This window comes from Clostridium sp. CTA-5, assembly GCF_054768135.1.
In genome coordinates this window covers 752,081-764,733 of record NZ_BAAAAT010000001.1, presented here as the reverse complement: position 1 = coordinate 764,733, position 12,653 = coordinate 752,081, and the positions used below count along the sequence as shown (strand labels likewise).

Below are 12,653 nucleotides of genomic sequence, written 5' to 3'. Positions count from 1 at the left end.
TAACTTTTATAATTCAGTATATTTTTTCATGTTCCCTTTAGACTTTTCAATTGGATATTTCTTTTCGTTTTTATTCATTTTACTATTTATAATTTTTTCTAAATCAACATTTAAATAATTTGCCATATATATACAGTAAATCATAACATCAGCTAGTTCTTCTAATACATTTTCTTTATCATAATCTACTTCATTCTATAAAAAATTTTCTAAAATTTCAGAAGATTCAATCGAAATTGCTTTAGAAAGATTAGCTAATGAGTGGAATTGTTTCCATTCTCTATCATCTCTAAACTTTTTAATTCGTTCTATTGTTTCTTTCATATTTCATTTCACTCTTTCTCTTTTTATTTTCACTATAATATAAGTTCTAATCAAGCTAATACATCTATATCTTTAATTAACAATATCTGGTTAATTATATATACATTATAGATTTTCTATATAACTTTCTCACTCTACTGGTGAATTATAAGATTTATAAGATTTATAATATTTTAAGATTTATATTAATACACAAACTTTATTTGAACTTATATAATATAAATTTATCTATATATTAACATAATTTTAAGTTTATTTTATTTTTTTTATTAACAATATGTGATAAAATCACCTATTTTTATGTTAAAAATATGATAAGATTAATGTATTGGTCTATCTTTTAATCAACTTTGTACTATAATATAAATACTATTTTAAAGTATAGCCAATAATAAAAATAATTTTATAAGGAGCGATTTTTATGACACGTCCGTCAGAATATCTTAGTCAAGGATATAATTGTGCAGAATCTTTAATAAAATCATATAATGAAAACTTTAATGAAAATATTCCACTTGGACTAGGTAGTGGTATGGGAGCTGGATTAACAGTAGGAAGTCTTTGTGGTGCTATAAATGCTGGAATTTTAGTAATAGGTTATTTAAAAGGTAGAAACAGTAATAATGAAAATAACATGGCTAGGAATTATTCTAAAGAATTTATAACAAAAATTAAAGAAAACTATACTACTGAAATATGTAAGGAATTAAAAGCAAATAAAATTAGTTGTGCCGAAATAGTAGATTTTTCTTATAATACATTAGTAAGTGTATTAGAAAAATAAAATTTATTTTTTATAATTTTATAAAAAAAATATAGGTGGAGACCCCACCTATATTTTTAAATATTCTTTAATTTCAAATAAATTTCCAAAACTTCTATTACAATATTTCTTTATTTCTTCATCAGATTTTTTTAAATCTTCCACATGTAAACCAACCATATTAGCATTATAAGCTGCCTTTATCCCTGCAGGTGAATCTTCTATAACAATACATTTTTTAGGACTTACAGAAAGTTTTTGGGCCGCATCTAAAAATATCTCTGGATCTGGTTTTGCATTTGTTACGTCATCTCCACAAACTATTGCATCAAATATATCTTTAATATCACCAATTTTCAATTGTTTATCTAATCTATTTCTTTTAGCTGAAGTTGCAAGAGCTACCTTATATCCATTTTCCTTTAAAGACTTGATTATTTCAATAGCACCAGGTTTTATAGGGACTTCTCCTGCATCTATAATTTGTAATAATAATTCATCTTTTTCATCATACATTTTCATTATTGGCAAGTCATTCCCATATATATCTATAAAAGTCTTAATAACATTTTCACGCCCTCTTCCCATTACAGTTACATAAACATCTTTAGTCATTTTATACCCATATTTATTAAAAACACTTGTCCAAATTTCCAAATAAATCCTTTCTGTATCAAATATAACTCCATCCATATCAAACAACACCGCTTCTATTTTTTTCATATTTTTCCTCCGTAAACTTAAATCTTTATCACATCTTTAATAATATATAGTTTTTTTATCCTGTTTAAAATTAAATTAATAAATTATACATATTTATCATTATAATACAAAGTCATTTAATATAGTATACTTTATAATTTTTATCATATAGTGCTTATTCTTATAACTTAATTAAGTATTATAATATAATTACAATATTTTATTTTTTAATTTAATCAATAAATATATGAATCTAGTTTACTTTTCAATTTTTATAAATCAATTTTATACTGCAACATCAAAACTATTTTAAAATATAAAATGTATTTTTTAAATTATGATTTATATTATTTTATGGTACATTTACCTCTTCAATATAATATTTTACAGTATAGATATATTTTAATATTAAGCTAAGTAATTTTTATAAAATTTCTAGATAAATTATATGAAGAGGTGTTTTATGAAAACTTTGAAATTAATACTCGGAACCCTTTCTCTCATATTTGTTATAATTATTGCATTTCAATCATGTGCCATAGGACTTGAAGATACTTTTAATGGTACTAATGGAGGTGTTGAATTTGTCCTTGCCTTATTTATGCTAATAGGAGGAATAATTGGTATTATAGATAGAAAATCTAAATCTTTCTCTATTGCGTCTGCTTGCTTTTATATTATTGGTGGTGTTATAGGATGCTTAAATTCTCCTTTACATTCTGATTTAAGAATATGGTCACTTATTTCTCTTATCTTTGCCTTCCTTTTTATTAGTATAGCAACTAAGCAAAAAAATTAAAATTATTTACTAAATAAAAAATATAGAATAAATAGTATATTTAAATATTACACTATTTATTCTATATCCTTGATTGTTTTTTTAATCAATAATAAATTAATCTTATTTTATATATGCCCCATTTGAACCTAGTACATAACCATCTACAATAGTGCTTTTAACCATTTCTCCATGAGTATTTAAATAATACCAAGTATTATCTTTATCTTTTAACCATCCTATTTTCATCGCTCCTAATGAACTCATGTAATACCAAACTCCATTATCATTTAACCATCCTATTTTCATTGCTCCTGATGATTGTAGATAATACCAAGTATTATTATATTTTAACCATCCTGTTCTCATTTCACCATTTTCATCAAAATAATACCAAATTCCGTTTATATACTTCCAACCTTTTTCCATAATACCATCATCACCAAAGTGATACCAATTATTATTATATAACCATCCTTTAGTAGCAGTACCGTCATTCCCAAAGTAATACCAATTTTCATTTGAATTTGTTTTTTCAATATACCAATCATTCATAATAAGTTTTCCATTTGAATCATATCTATAAAGATTTCCATCCTCATTAAACCATTGATTATATTTAGGTTGTACATTTAAAATATATGTATTTCTACGATTAATATTTTTAGAATCTTGAACTTCTATTTCTATTTCTTTCAGTTCTGAATCTAAAGAAATTTTTCTTTCAAATGTTGGTTCTATTATAACACCATTTATTCTTACTATATCTTTAACATTTTCTGGTTCCACTTTAATTGAAATATTTTTAATAGAGTTATCTAAATCTAAATAATAGTAATTATCTTTTTTATTTTTATCTAATTCAAATTCAATATCCCCATCGTTTAAAATAATATTTTTCAACTTAATATCTTCAGTTTTGTTAAGTTTTATATCATCTTTCTGATATATAACAGCTTTATAATTATTTACAGTGCCATTCTTATTTTCAAATCTTATATTAAATACATTTTTGCTTTTACCTAAAGTAACTTGTTTTTCATATATCTCATTTTTAATACTGTTTTCTGTTATTGTTTGTCCATCAATTGTGATCTTTGAATTTTCTTTATTAGATGTACATTTAAGTGTAACTTTACTTAATGATTTACTTACAGTTATAATATATAAATTTCTATCACTAAAGCTTTGACTAAGAAATATATTAAGCTCTTGTGCCATATTTCCATCTATAAAAAACGGCTCTTTTAATCCAAGTGAAATATCATTATCTATTTCACTTGCATATACTGTCTTAGTATGTATTAAATTAGAATAGCTTCGTGGCATAAATATATTAAATGTATTAACTATAATTATTGATGCAATTATACGTTTAGTATTTTTATTCATAATTATTCCTCCAAATAATATATATTATTTTACCATTTAATAAAATAATTGTGAATTCATATAGGCTTAATAATTTCTTAATTATTTATTTAGTTTTAATATTACTGGAAATTTTAATTTCCAGTAATATTTTTTATATTAAACACTACTAATAATGTTTCTATAAAACTTCTTCTAATTCTCTCTAGATTAAACATTTAATTTATCAACCATATTTTTCATAGATTCAAATTCACCCATGTCAAGCCATGCACCATCAGTTACTGGATATATTCCCACCTTATCATTTTTTGATAAAGATTTATCTATAAGTTCTGTCATATTACAATAACTGTTTTCATCAATATATTGAAGAATTTCTGGCTCTAATATATACATTCCTGTATTCACTAAAAATTCATAATTAGGTTTTTCATCTAAAGATTTAATACTTCCATCATCATTTAAATTAAAAACACCATATGGTATAACATAATTCTTTAATGCCGTGATTACAGTAATTTTATTTTCACATTTTTTATGAAACTTTAATATGTCAGAATAATTTGCATCAACCAATATATCACAATTACTTACAAAAAAAGTATCTTTTATAGTATCTTTTAATAAAAATAAACTTCCAGCTGTACCTAGTGGTTTATTTTCTTCGATAAATGATATATTATAAGAAACCTCTTTGCTAAAATATGCTTTAATTATATCTTTTTTATAATTAATTGTTATATAAAAATTGTTAAAATTAAAACCTAAAAATTTCTCTATTATTCTTTCTATAATAGGAATATCTCCTATTGGTAATAGCATTTTAGGAATAATTTTTGTATAAGGTTGTAATCTAGTTCCTTTCCCTCCTGCCATTATAATTACTGGAATATTATTAGTTTTAAAATAACTAAACTGATTTTCATAAAGATCATTCCAAAATATTATATCAACAACTTCATTCTCATTATTTATTATAGGAATTGCTTCAATTTTGTACTGTTTCATTAATTTTTCAACACTATTTTTGTTTTCTATTGATAAATACTTTGGCGACTTATTCATTATATTATCTATTGATATTGATACATCCCCATTTTTTAATATCCATCTTCTAATATCACCATCTGTTACTACACCAATTAACTTCTTATCTTCGACAACTACTATAATTTTTTTACCTGTTTTATCTAATGTGTTAATACCTTGTCTTATTGATATATTTTTATTTACTAAAAGATTACTTATATCCATAAGAACTCCCCTTCTTCAATTAAAATGTTATTTATATAGAGAAAAAAGAAACTGATTATCAGTTCCTTTTTATACTATATTTCTATAAAGACTTTCTTACTTTCTAAACTTTTTATCTGGTTATTTTCAAAAATCTTTATTTTATAGTAATGATTTATATCAAATATAGGAAAACAAAATTCACCAAAACTATTTGTTGTACTACTAATACAATAAAAATCACCTTTATTTTGCGATTTATAATTCGTATATATTGTTTCTTTTTTTGATAACACTGTTTCTAATATTACTAAGGCATCTATAACAGGTGTCATATCTTCATAGTACACACACCCTCTAAGTAACACATTTGGACAACAATTAAATTCTCTCATAATAACCTCATATTCTTAGAACATATTATAATTAATCTTTAATTATTGGTTCATATACATCTAATATATAATCAATTTTATAATTCGATGGTAATAAAACAGCATATTCTCCATTAGTATTTGTAATTATATATCCATATGAGTTAATTAATGGCGGATAATATCTATTATTTATTTCTTTAATAGATATTACAGCATTAACTATGGGGCTTTTTAATCTATCTAATACCGTTCCCATTACAAGAACATCTGTAGATTTTTTTATAATAATTCTTTTATTTAATATTGTGCTATTTTTTAATTCCATTGGACTTATTAATATTTCTTTATATGAACTCAAATATTTCACCCTCTATAAACTATATAAAGGAGAATATATAGAAAATTCATAATACATTCCATAAATTGGTCTTAATAAAAATGCATATTCTCCTTTATTGTTAGTAAAAAAATATCCTAGTATTCTATACTTTTTAATGTATGGATTGAATTCCTTTGTCTCAATAACTGCCCCAACTGCTGGTTCATGCTTTTCATTATATATAATTCCTTTAACAATACTTGCTTTTCTATTTGTAATAACTATATCAATATTTAAATTTTCTTCACACATTAACTCATAGCCATACAAAACTATTGAAGTTTTATTTTTCATTATATTAAATCCACTACTTATTGTTCTAATTCTTTAGGAGTTTCAATATCTGGTTCCGCTTCTATAGTTACGTGTAATTCACTTTTACCTGCAAGTTGATCAGCTGATAATACAAATCCACATTGCTCTTTACCATCAACTATTAAATTTTTAATTTTCATTTCCTTATAGATTTCACCATCTATTTTTATCTCTGCCATATACTGTTCCTCCTCTATTTAAATACTTCTCTAATATTATCATATGAATTTATTCAAATTTTGAAACTTCATTTTGTATTATTTTTTTTGCTTCTATAAGCATTTCATTCATTCTTTTAAAATAATTTAAAAATACTTTACCTTGATATTTCATATTTGAAGTTAATTTATCATAATCTTTTGCAAGCATAGAAAAGCTCTCTCTTTTTATAGCAAACATAAATTTGTTAAAATAACCGCCTAAATAGAAGCTTTCTAAAGATGATTCAAAAGTTTCTACTATATCTAATATAAATAAAAATCTTTGAAAATCTATATCATTTTCATCAATATTAACTAAAGATTTTTCCTCTTTAATATTTGCTAAAATACTACATTGTTCAATACCTTGTTCTGACTTTTCAATAAAAGTATCTACATACTCTATTATAGAGCTAATCACCTTCTCATAATCTAAATCAATACATTTATTTGGTTTTAATTTTTTCTTTTTTTTCTTAAAAATATCCATATTAAAGACTTCTAATAGTTCCTTATGAGGAGCCCCCTTTATATCCGCACCATAAGATGCATTTATAAATTCTACATCTCTAACATTTTTATATTGTTCAATATGATATTCCATACTATCTTTAAAAACACAAAGAGTTGTTGTTGTTCTAACCTTATCTCCAAAAACATCATCCACAAATTTATCAGCCCATTTATTATTAATAACATCATCTACATTAAAAGTTGCTTTATCAGAATGATGTTTATCATAAGTGTAAGCTAAATCTTGTCCAACAAGTATTATGGGATTACAGCCTAACAAATTAGCCATAGCTAAACAAGTATGTGCTACTGATCCGCCTTGAGATAATCCACTAAATCTATTCATTTCTTGAATTATCTTTGAAAAAAGATTAGAAACATATATTTTTTCACCTTGGTATTTTTTTGTCAAATGCCTATTAGTATATTCATAATATACTAGCGGAACATCTTCATTTAGACATTCCTTCATCATGTCATACATTGCATCTGCTGGGTCTATAACTACAACTAAATCTGGTTTTATTCCATTTTTAATTAATGCTGAAAATGTTCTATTATTTGCTATAACAAAACATTTCTTTATCTTATCTTTATTTATAATCATATCTTGTATATTTTTATCTAATGAAGGTCCAGCAGATACTACAATTGCAGGTATATTTTTATTGATTTCTACATAAGAATTTAAAGGACTTGAATCTTTGATAATCTTAAGATTTTGAAGCGAATTTCTCATAAACGACTCCTTACATCTATAGGCCAAAGTTATATTCCCACTTATAGAGTAAAATATTGAATCTATTGAATCAGTTAATTTTTTATATTCGTCTTTATATATTTCTTTATAATTACCAAAAGCATGAACATATAAATTATCAAAATTATCTCCATTAATTACAGTAGAAAGAATAGCTGATATGATTTTTTCATCAAATAAAATTATACTTATATTATCATTTAATATAATATTTTTGTTTTTATTAAAAATATATTCATTAGGTTCAAAAATAATTACCTTATTTTTCTCACATAATACACGTTCTAACTCTTTTAAATATTCTCCACTATCTAATCCAAAAAGAATTATAAATGAATCAAATTTAAGACCGTTTAAATTATCAATTAATTTATCAATATCTTTTTTATAATTTATATTATCTGCTAAATAATATTCAATACAATCTTTTTTAACTGTATATAAATTATATCCATCTAATGACTTACTTTTTTTCATCTATACCCCCCTAAATTTACAGAAAGATACAGTATGATCATACTGTATCTTCCCTTTTATATTACATTAAACTATTTTTATCCATGTGCATAGAATTTAAATGTTACTGGTTTTCCAGTATTAACAGTTATACCATATCTACCAGCTGCTCCTGCAAAGCCGTGTATTGCAGCATTTCCTTCTGAGCCTGCAACATTTGAATACCATCCTAAAACAGCTGCATTTGATAATACAATAGTTGCTGAAACTTTTGCTGAACCTACTATTTGAATGCTTTTGGCTATTGCTGTACCATAAATAAATGCTAGATTCCAAGCAGTAGCACCAAGTGTTTCTCTTAAAGTAGCTCCATTAGCATTAAAAATAGCATTAGATGTTACTGTTGTTGCTAGTGGTTTATAAGTTGCCATATACAAATCCTCCTTAAATTTTATTCTTTGGTATTGCTTAATGCTAATTAAATTAACTATTTAGAGTTATTTAAATTTATTAAACCTAATAACGAATTAAATATTTAATTCGTTATTATCTAATATATTATATGATTTACCCTTATATAAGTTACTCAACATTTTTGAATTTAAAAGTATATTATTCATATATAGAACCATATGCTTTAAATTCATATGAAACCTCCGAATTTCTTGAGATTGATACTCCATAATTACCATATTCGTCACTAAAGGTTATACCTACATACTTTTTTTCTGCTGGAGAGCATCTATCATCAATTGAAAATACAGTTATTGCTGCATTACATAAAGGTTCCTTAGATGGGCTAATAACTTTTCCAGTAATTAATATATAGTCACTTTTAGGTAAAGTAACATCCATATTTATAACTTCACAACATATAAGTTTTTGTCCTGATATTATTTTTTTTAAACAGCACACATTTTTAACCTCCTAGTTTAATCTTCTAAGAAAATGAATATTCAAACTTAATCATACTTGTAATGCTATCTGTTGGTTCAAAATATATTACTCTTTTTTCTTCTGTTTCTTTTAATCCGTTTCTTAATATGCATTTTTTAGATTTAATATTATTTTCTAAAATCCAAGCTTCTATTTTTTTTATTGTTTTATAATTTTTAATGCAATATTCAATTAATAATTTTACAATTTTATTCCCTAGACCTTGTCCCATAAATTTGGATGAAATTGCATAAGAAATTTCTGTACTATCCTTTTTCAAATCAATATATCCATATCCTACTGCAATATCATCCTTAAAGTCTCTTGCAATAAATATCTGTCTGTTCTTATTCTTCAATTGATCTAAACACCATTTATAGAACTTTTTTTCATCTGGTTTATTAATATAGTTTGTCCAATATATATTTTCCTTTTCACACTTTATTGAATATAATTCTTTAAAATTTTCCATATTAAAATTATTTAAATATATTCTCACTTTTTTATTTTCCTCCAGTTCTTCTCACTATTTTAAGTACTCCCATCTAATAGAAAACACCTTTGTTTAAATGTTTAGTATTTTAAAATTCAACTTTAACCATAAATAATAAAAAATCTTAGGTTGATTTTTCACATCTTATATTGAAGAAAAAGTTTAGCCTTTTTCCCATTGATATTTTCCCATTTATTTATTAAGCAATTGTAGATTTCTTTGTTATGAATTCTTTTACCAATATAAAAATCAGCTGTATTTTTACAAAAGCTTTTCTTAAATTTATATAAATTATCAGTTAAACTATCAGTTAGTCCACCGCCAAAATGAAATTTACAAAATCCATTACTCTTTGCATACTTTATGGCTGTCCATAATAAAAAATTATTAGGTGAATATTTTAAATATTCTTTTAAACTACCCGATAAATGATAATGAAAATTTTGATATCCTTTTAAAAACACAGCACTAGCTATTGTAACATTTTCTAACTTAACATTAAGACATACATTATTTAATCTACTTAAAGCACTAAAGTACTCTTCACTAAAATAATACTGAGAACTAGCATTTACATTATCCATAGTTATTTTATATAACTTTTTAAAACTATTTAAATCAGTATCAAAATTCACCTTAAGTGCTGATTTTTCTGCTTTTCTTATAACATTTCTATTTTTTGAAGTAATATCACTTGTCCAAATTTTCTCGATATCTTTGCTTAAATCTATATAACTTGTAATTCGATTATGAGACACTTTAATATTATCCATAAATATTTTATAATTATTTAAAAAGGGATGAAATCTTATAAACTCTGCTATAATATTATTTTGAGAACAAAATTCTTTAAAAGCTCTTTCAAAATTTCCAACAAAATTGCTATCACTGGTATTTACTACTGGTCCTCCATATCCGTAAGCTGTTTCTATATCATAATATGAATCATTTAATTCATATCCACTTATAACATTTATTAAAAATGGATATATTGCTAAATTCTCTTTATCTTTATAAACAAATAATTTTCCAAAACCATTTCCATTAGCTTCATAAAGTTTATAATATTCACTTGTAAAATATATATCTCTAAATTGTGGTGGCAACTTATTAATATAGCTATTCCATTTATTACTTGAAGTGTCTAAAACCTCTATCAATATGAACTCACCTCATCATTTATTTAATTCTAACTTTGTTTTCTCTTAAAATAGCCTTTAAAGTTCTAACTAAATAATCCATATTTTCTATTCCATATCTCCAATCAATTGGTAAACTCAATATATTTTTAGATATATTTAAAGAAGTTTTAATATTATTTATCCATTTTTCTTCTCTTAAATCCCAATGAATAGGAGCATATATATGATTTTTCATAAGTTCTTTTCTTACATAATCACGATTCATCAAAAAAATTGGAAAAGCTAAAGGTATACTATTATTTAAGTCTTCATTATCATATATAAACTCAATATCTGATATATTTTTAAGATTACTAAATAGATAGTTATAATTTTCTTTTCTTTTTTGAATTAGTTTTTCTACTGGAATATGATTTAAAAACTCCTTATATCTCCGATTCATTCCATATACCTTTTTTCTTTTATAGTATTCTCTGTGTGCTCTATCAAAAAGCTTTAAAAAATCCTGTTCTTCACCAGCACTTTCCGATATAAATTTTCTTTTCTTTTCCCTTGCTTGTTCTACAATATTAAAATAATTATCTTCAACCGATTGTAACTCTATATTTTTATTACATAAAACTATAGAACCATCTATTGGTAAGAACTTTCTGTAGCTATTGAAAATATAATTTCCTATAAATCTCTGTTGTCTTTTAATCCAAAAGCTTTGAACTGCATCTTCAATTAATATTATTTTTTGTGATTTTAAACTATTTAAAAAACTACGTACATTCTCTTTTTGATAAAAGCCAAAATAATCTATGAAAAATACAGCTCTTACATTAAATTTTATAATCAATTCTTTTAAAGTTTCTATTTCCAATTCTAATTTTTCATTTACCACATAAAACTCATAGCTTATTCCAATATTTTCTATAAATCCTATAATAGTTGGACATAAATATGATGGAAGTGCAAGTATTTCATTTTCTTTAAAATTAATATCATTTAATATAAACTCAATTGCACTCTTACCACCACTTAATAGAACGCCTTCATTACTGATATCATTATTAATATTTTTATTCTGCAATTTATCTTCAAACCAAAGTTCTCCTCCTATAGGTAAATTTAACTTGTTCATAAATTTCTTTTGCTCTCAAAAAATTCTTTAAACTAAATTATTTGAAAAGCTATTTTTTAGCTCCTTTCTACATTTATTTCTTTAAAATCCATTATTGCTTCAACAATTTTAAAGTCTATCTCTGTATCTATATCTATGGAACATTCTCTGTCCATAATATATCCAGTTAAATTCTCTACTTCGAATGTTTTTTCTTTCTTTAATATTTCAGTTTTTACTAAAAAAATAGCACCATTATATCTATAAATTTTAGGTAAATCTTGTCTTCTTGTAATTCTTTCTCCCTCTTTAATAAAATACTCAAGCTTTTCTTCTTTAAAAATATTAGTCCAATAAGGATTAACTTCAGCCTCACATATAGAAGCAATTCCATCAAAGTTACTTTTTAATAGTTTTTCTATAGCTTCATCAATATGTTTTTCATTTCTTAATGGCGACGTACATTGAAGTAATAAAATATAATCTGGATAATATCCTTGTTTTTTTTCAAGATAATCAATCATTTGCAAAATACTATCAACAGTAGGAGAGTTATCTGTTGCTAATTTATTAGGTCTTAAACAAGGTATTTCCGCACCATATATTTTAGAAATTTCAGCAATTTCCTTATCTTCAGTACTTACAACAACACGTTTAATATATTTACTCTTTAAAGCTGATAGAATAGTATATCCTATTAAATGTATCCCTTTTAATTTTCTTAAATTTTTTCTATATACGCCTTTTGATCCACCTCTAGCTGGAATAATAACTAATATTTCTTTATCCATAACCTCACCTTC

Annotated in this window: 16 protein-coding genes and 1 pseudogene; 2 read left to right on the top strand and 15 right to left on the bottom strand. The window is 24.0% G+C overall.

The annotated features are described in order from the left end of the window. Positions 1–6: 6 nt before the first annotated feature. Positions 7–324: pseudogene (locus ACYUET_RS03575) on the bottom strand (nucleotide pyrophosphohydrolase). A 421-nt stretch (positions 325–745) separates the two neighbouring features. Here ACYUET_RS03575 and ACYUET_RS03570 point away from each other — a divergent pair. Beyond that, complete coding sequence (locus tag ACYUET_RS03570; RefSeq protein ID WP_460277872.1) at positions 746–1,108, top strand: C-GCAxxG-C-C family (seleno)protein; 363 nt, start codon at positions 746–748, stop codon at positions 1,106–1,108. A 48-nt stretch (positions 1,109–1,156) separates the two neighbouring features. On the opposite strand, the gene ACYUET_RS03565 is transcribed toward ACYUET_RS03570, so the two are convergent. Further along, positions 1,157–1,810, bottom strand: coding sequence for an HAD family hydrolase (locus ACYUET_RS03565; protein WP_460277871.1), 654 nt, complete (start codon positions 1,808–1,810; stop codon positions 1,157–1,159). A 442-nt stretch (positions 1,811–2,252) separates the two neighbouring features. Between ACYUET_RS03565 and ACYUET_RS03560 the strand changes: the two genes are divergently transcribed. After that, positions 2,253–2,588, top strand: a complete 336-nt coding sequence (locus ACYUET_RS03560; protein ID WP_460277870.1) for a hypothetical protein — start codon at positions 2,253–2,255, stop codon at positions 2,586–2,588. A gap of 102 nt (positions 2,589–2,690) precedes the next feature. Here ACYUET_RS03560 and ACYUET_RS03555 read toward each other — a convergent pair whose 3' ends face one another. From ACYUET_RS03555 to ACYUET_RS03495, 13 genes are all read right to left on the bottom strand, one after another. After that, positions 2,691–3,959: a cadherin-like beta sandwich domain-containing protein gene (locus ACYUET_RS03555; RefSeq protein WP_460277869.1), complete on the bottom strand. Its 1,269-nt coding sequence runs from the start codon at positions 3,957–3,959 to the stop codon at positions 2,691–2,693. Between the two features lie 189 nt (positions 3,960–4,148). Further along, entirely contained in the window at positions 4,149–5,195 is a 1,047-nt protein-coding gene (locus tag ACYUET_RS03550; protein WP_460277868.1) for a nucleotidyltransferase family protein, read from the bottom strand. Between the two features lie 74 nt (positions 5,196–5,269). Further along, positions 5,270–5,569, bottom strand: coding sequence for a hypothetical protein (locus ACYUET_RS03545; protein ID WP_460277867.1), 300 nt, complete (start codon positions 5,567–5,569; stop codon positions 5,270–5,272). 31 nt (positions 5,570–5,600) lie between these two features. Next, entirely contained in the window at positions 5,601–5,909 is a 309-nt protein-coding gene (locus ACYUET_RS03540; protein WP_460277866.1) for a peptidase associated/transthyretin-like domain-containing protein, read from the bottom strand. 12 nt (positions 5,910–5,921) lie between these two features. Continuing rightward, the gene (locus ACYUET_RS03535) at positions 5,922–6,224 is read right to left on the bottom strand and encodes a hypothetical protein (protein ID WP_460277865.1); all 303 of its coding nucleotides are present in this window, start codon (positions 6,222–6,224) and stop codon (positions 5,922–5,924) included. Between the two features lie 17 nt (positions 6,225–6,241). Further along, positions 6,242–6,424 carry a hypothetical protein gene (locus tag ACYUET_RS03530; protein ID WP_460277864.1) on the bottom strand — a complete coding sequence of 61 codons (183 nt, stop codon included), beginning with the start codon at positions 6,422–6,424 and terminating at the stop codon, positions 6,242–6,244. 49 nt (positions 6,425–6,473) lie between these two features. Continuing rightward, a complete protein-coding gene (locus ACYUET_RS03525; RefSeq protein WP_460277863.1) occupies positions 6,474–8,195 on the bottom strand; it encodes a motility associated factor glycosyltransferase family protein in 1,722 nt (573 codons plus the stop codon). 77 nt (positions 8,196–8,272) lie between these two features. Continuing rightward, the gene (locus tag ACYUET_RS03520; protein ID WP_460277862.1) at positions 8,273–8,605 is read right to left on the bottom strand and encodes a hypothetical protein; all 333 of its coding nucleotides are present in this window, start codon (positions 8,603–8,605) and stop codon (positions 8,273–8,275) included. Positions 8,606–8,786: 181 nt separating this feature from the next. Further along, positions 8,787–9,089, bottom strand: a complete 303-nt coding sequence (locus ACYUET_RS03515; protein ID WP_460277861.1) for a carboxypeptidase regulatory-like domain-containing protein — start codon at positions 9,087–9,089, stop codon at positions 8,787–8,789. Between the two features lie 25 nt (positions 9,090–9,114). After that, entirely contained in the window at positions 9,115–9,609 is a 495-nt protein-coding gene (locus ACYUET_RS03510) for a GNAT family N-acetyltransferase (protein WP_460277860.1), read from the bottom strand. A gap of 131 nt (positions 9,610–9,740) precedes the next feature. Then, a complete protein-coding gene (locus tag ACYUET_RS03505; RefSeq protein ID WP_460277859.1) occupies positions 9,741–10,763 on the bottom strand; it encodes a lipid II:glycine glycyltransferase FemX in 1,023 nt (340 codons plus the stop codon). 19 nt (positions 10,764–10,782) lie between these two features. Beyond that, positions 10,783–11,871: a DegT/DnrJ/EryC1/StrS family aminotransferase gene (locus ACYUET_RS03500; RefSeq protein WP_460277858.1), complete on the bottom strand. Its 1,089-nt coding sequence runs from the start codon at positions 11,869–11,871 to the stop codon at positions 10,783–10,785. A 56-nt stretch (positions 11,872–11,927) separates the two neighbouring features. After that, positions 11,928–12,641, bottom strand: a complete 714-nt coding sequence (locus ACYUET_RS03495) for an acylneuraminate cytidylyltransferase family protein (protein ID WP_460277857.1) — start codon at positions 12,639–12,641, stop codon at positions 11,928–11,930. Between the last annotated feature and the right edge of the window lie 12 nt (positions 12,642–12,653).

What these genes read in the sequence shown, in the direction of transcription:
- ACYUET_RS03560 (WP_460277870.1), top strand. Translation starts at nt 2,253, where the DNA reads ATGAAAACTTTGAAATTAATACTCGGAACCCTTTCTCTCATATTTGTT.
- ACYUET_RS03565 (WP_460277871.1), bottom strand. Translation starts at nt 1,810, where the DNA reads ATGAAAAAAATAGAAGCGGTGTTGTTTGATATGGATGGAGTTATATTT.
- ACYUET_RS03530 (WP_460277864.1), bottom strand. Translation starts at nt 6,424, where the DNA reads ATGGCAGAGATAAAAATAGATGGTGAAATCTATAAGGAAATGAAAATT.
- ACYUET_RS03535 (WP_460277865.1), bottom strand. Translation starts at nt 6,224, where the DNA reads ATGAAAAATAAAACTTCAATAGTTTTGTATGGCTATGAGTTAATGTGT.
- ACYUET_RS03555 (WP_460277869.1), bottom strand. Translation starts at nt 3,959, where the DNA reads ATGAATAAAAATACTAAACGTATAATTGCATCAATAATTATAGTTAAT.
- ACYUET_RS03520 (WP_460277862.1), bottom strand. Translation starts at nt 8,605, where the DNA reads ATGGCAACTTATAAACCACTAGCAACAACAGTAACATCTAATGCTATT.
- ACYUET_RS03570 (WP_460277872.1), top strand. Translation starts at nt 746, where the DNA reads ATGACACGTCCGTCAGAATATCTTAGTCAAGGATATAATTGTGCAGAA.
- ACYUET_RS03545 (WP_460277867.1), bottom strand. Translation starts at nt 5,569, where the DNA reads ATGAGAGAATTTAATTGTTGTCCAAATGTGTTACTTAGAGGGTGTGTG.
- ACYUET_RS03525 (WP_460277863.1), bottom strand. Translation starts at nt 8,195, where the DNA reads ATGAAAAAAAGTAAGTCATTAGATGGATATAATTTATATACAGTTAAA.
- ACYUET_RS03500 (WP_460277858.1), bottom strand. Translation starts at nt 11,871, where the DNA reads ATGAACAAGTTAAATTTACCTATAGGAGGAGAACTTTGGTTTGAAGAT.
- ACYUET_RS03550 (WP_460277868.1), bottom strand. Translation starts at nt 5,195, where the DNA reads ATGGATATAAGTAATCTTTTAGTAAATAAAAATATATCAATAAGACAA.
- ACYUET_RS03495 (WP_460277857.1), bottom strand. Translation starts at nt 12,641, where the DNA reads ATGGATAAAGAAATATTAGTTATTATTCCAGCTAGAGGTGGATCAAAA.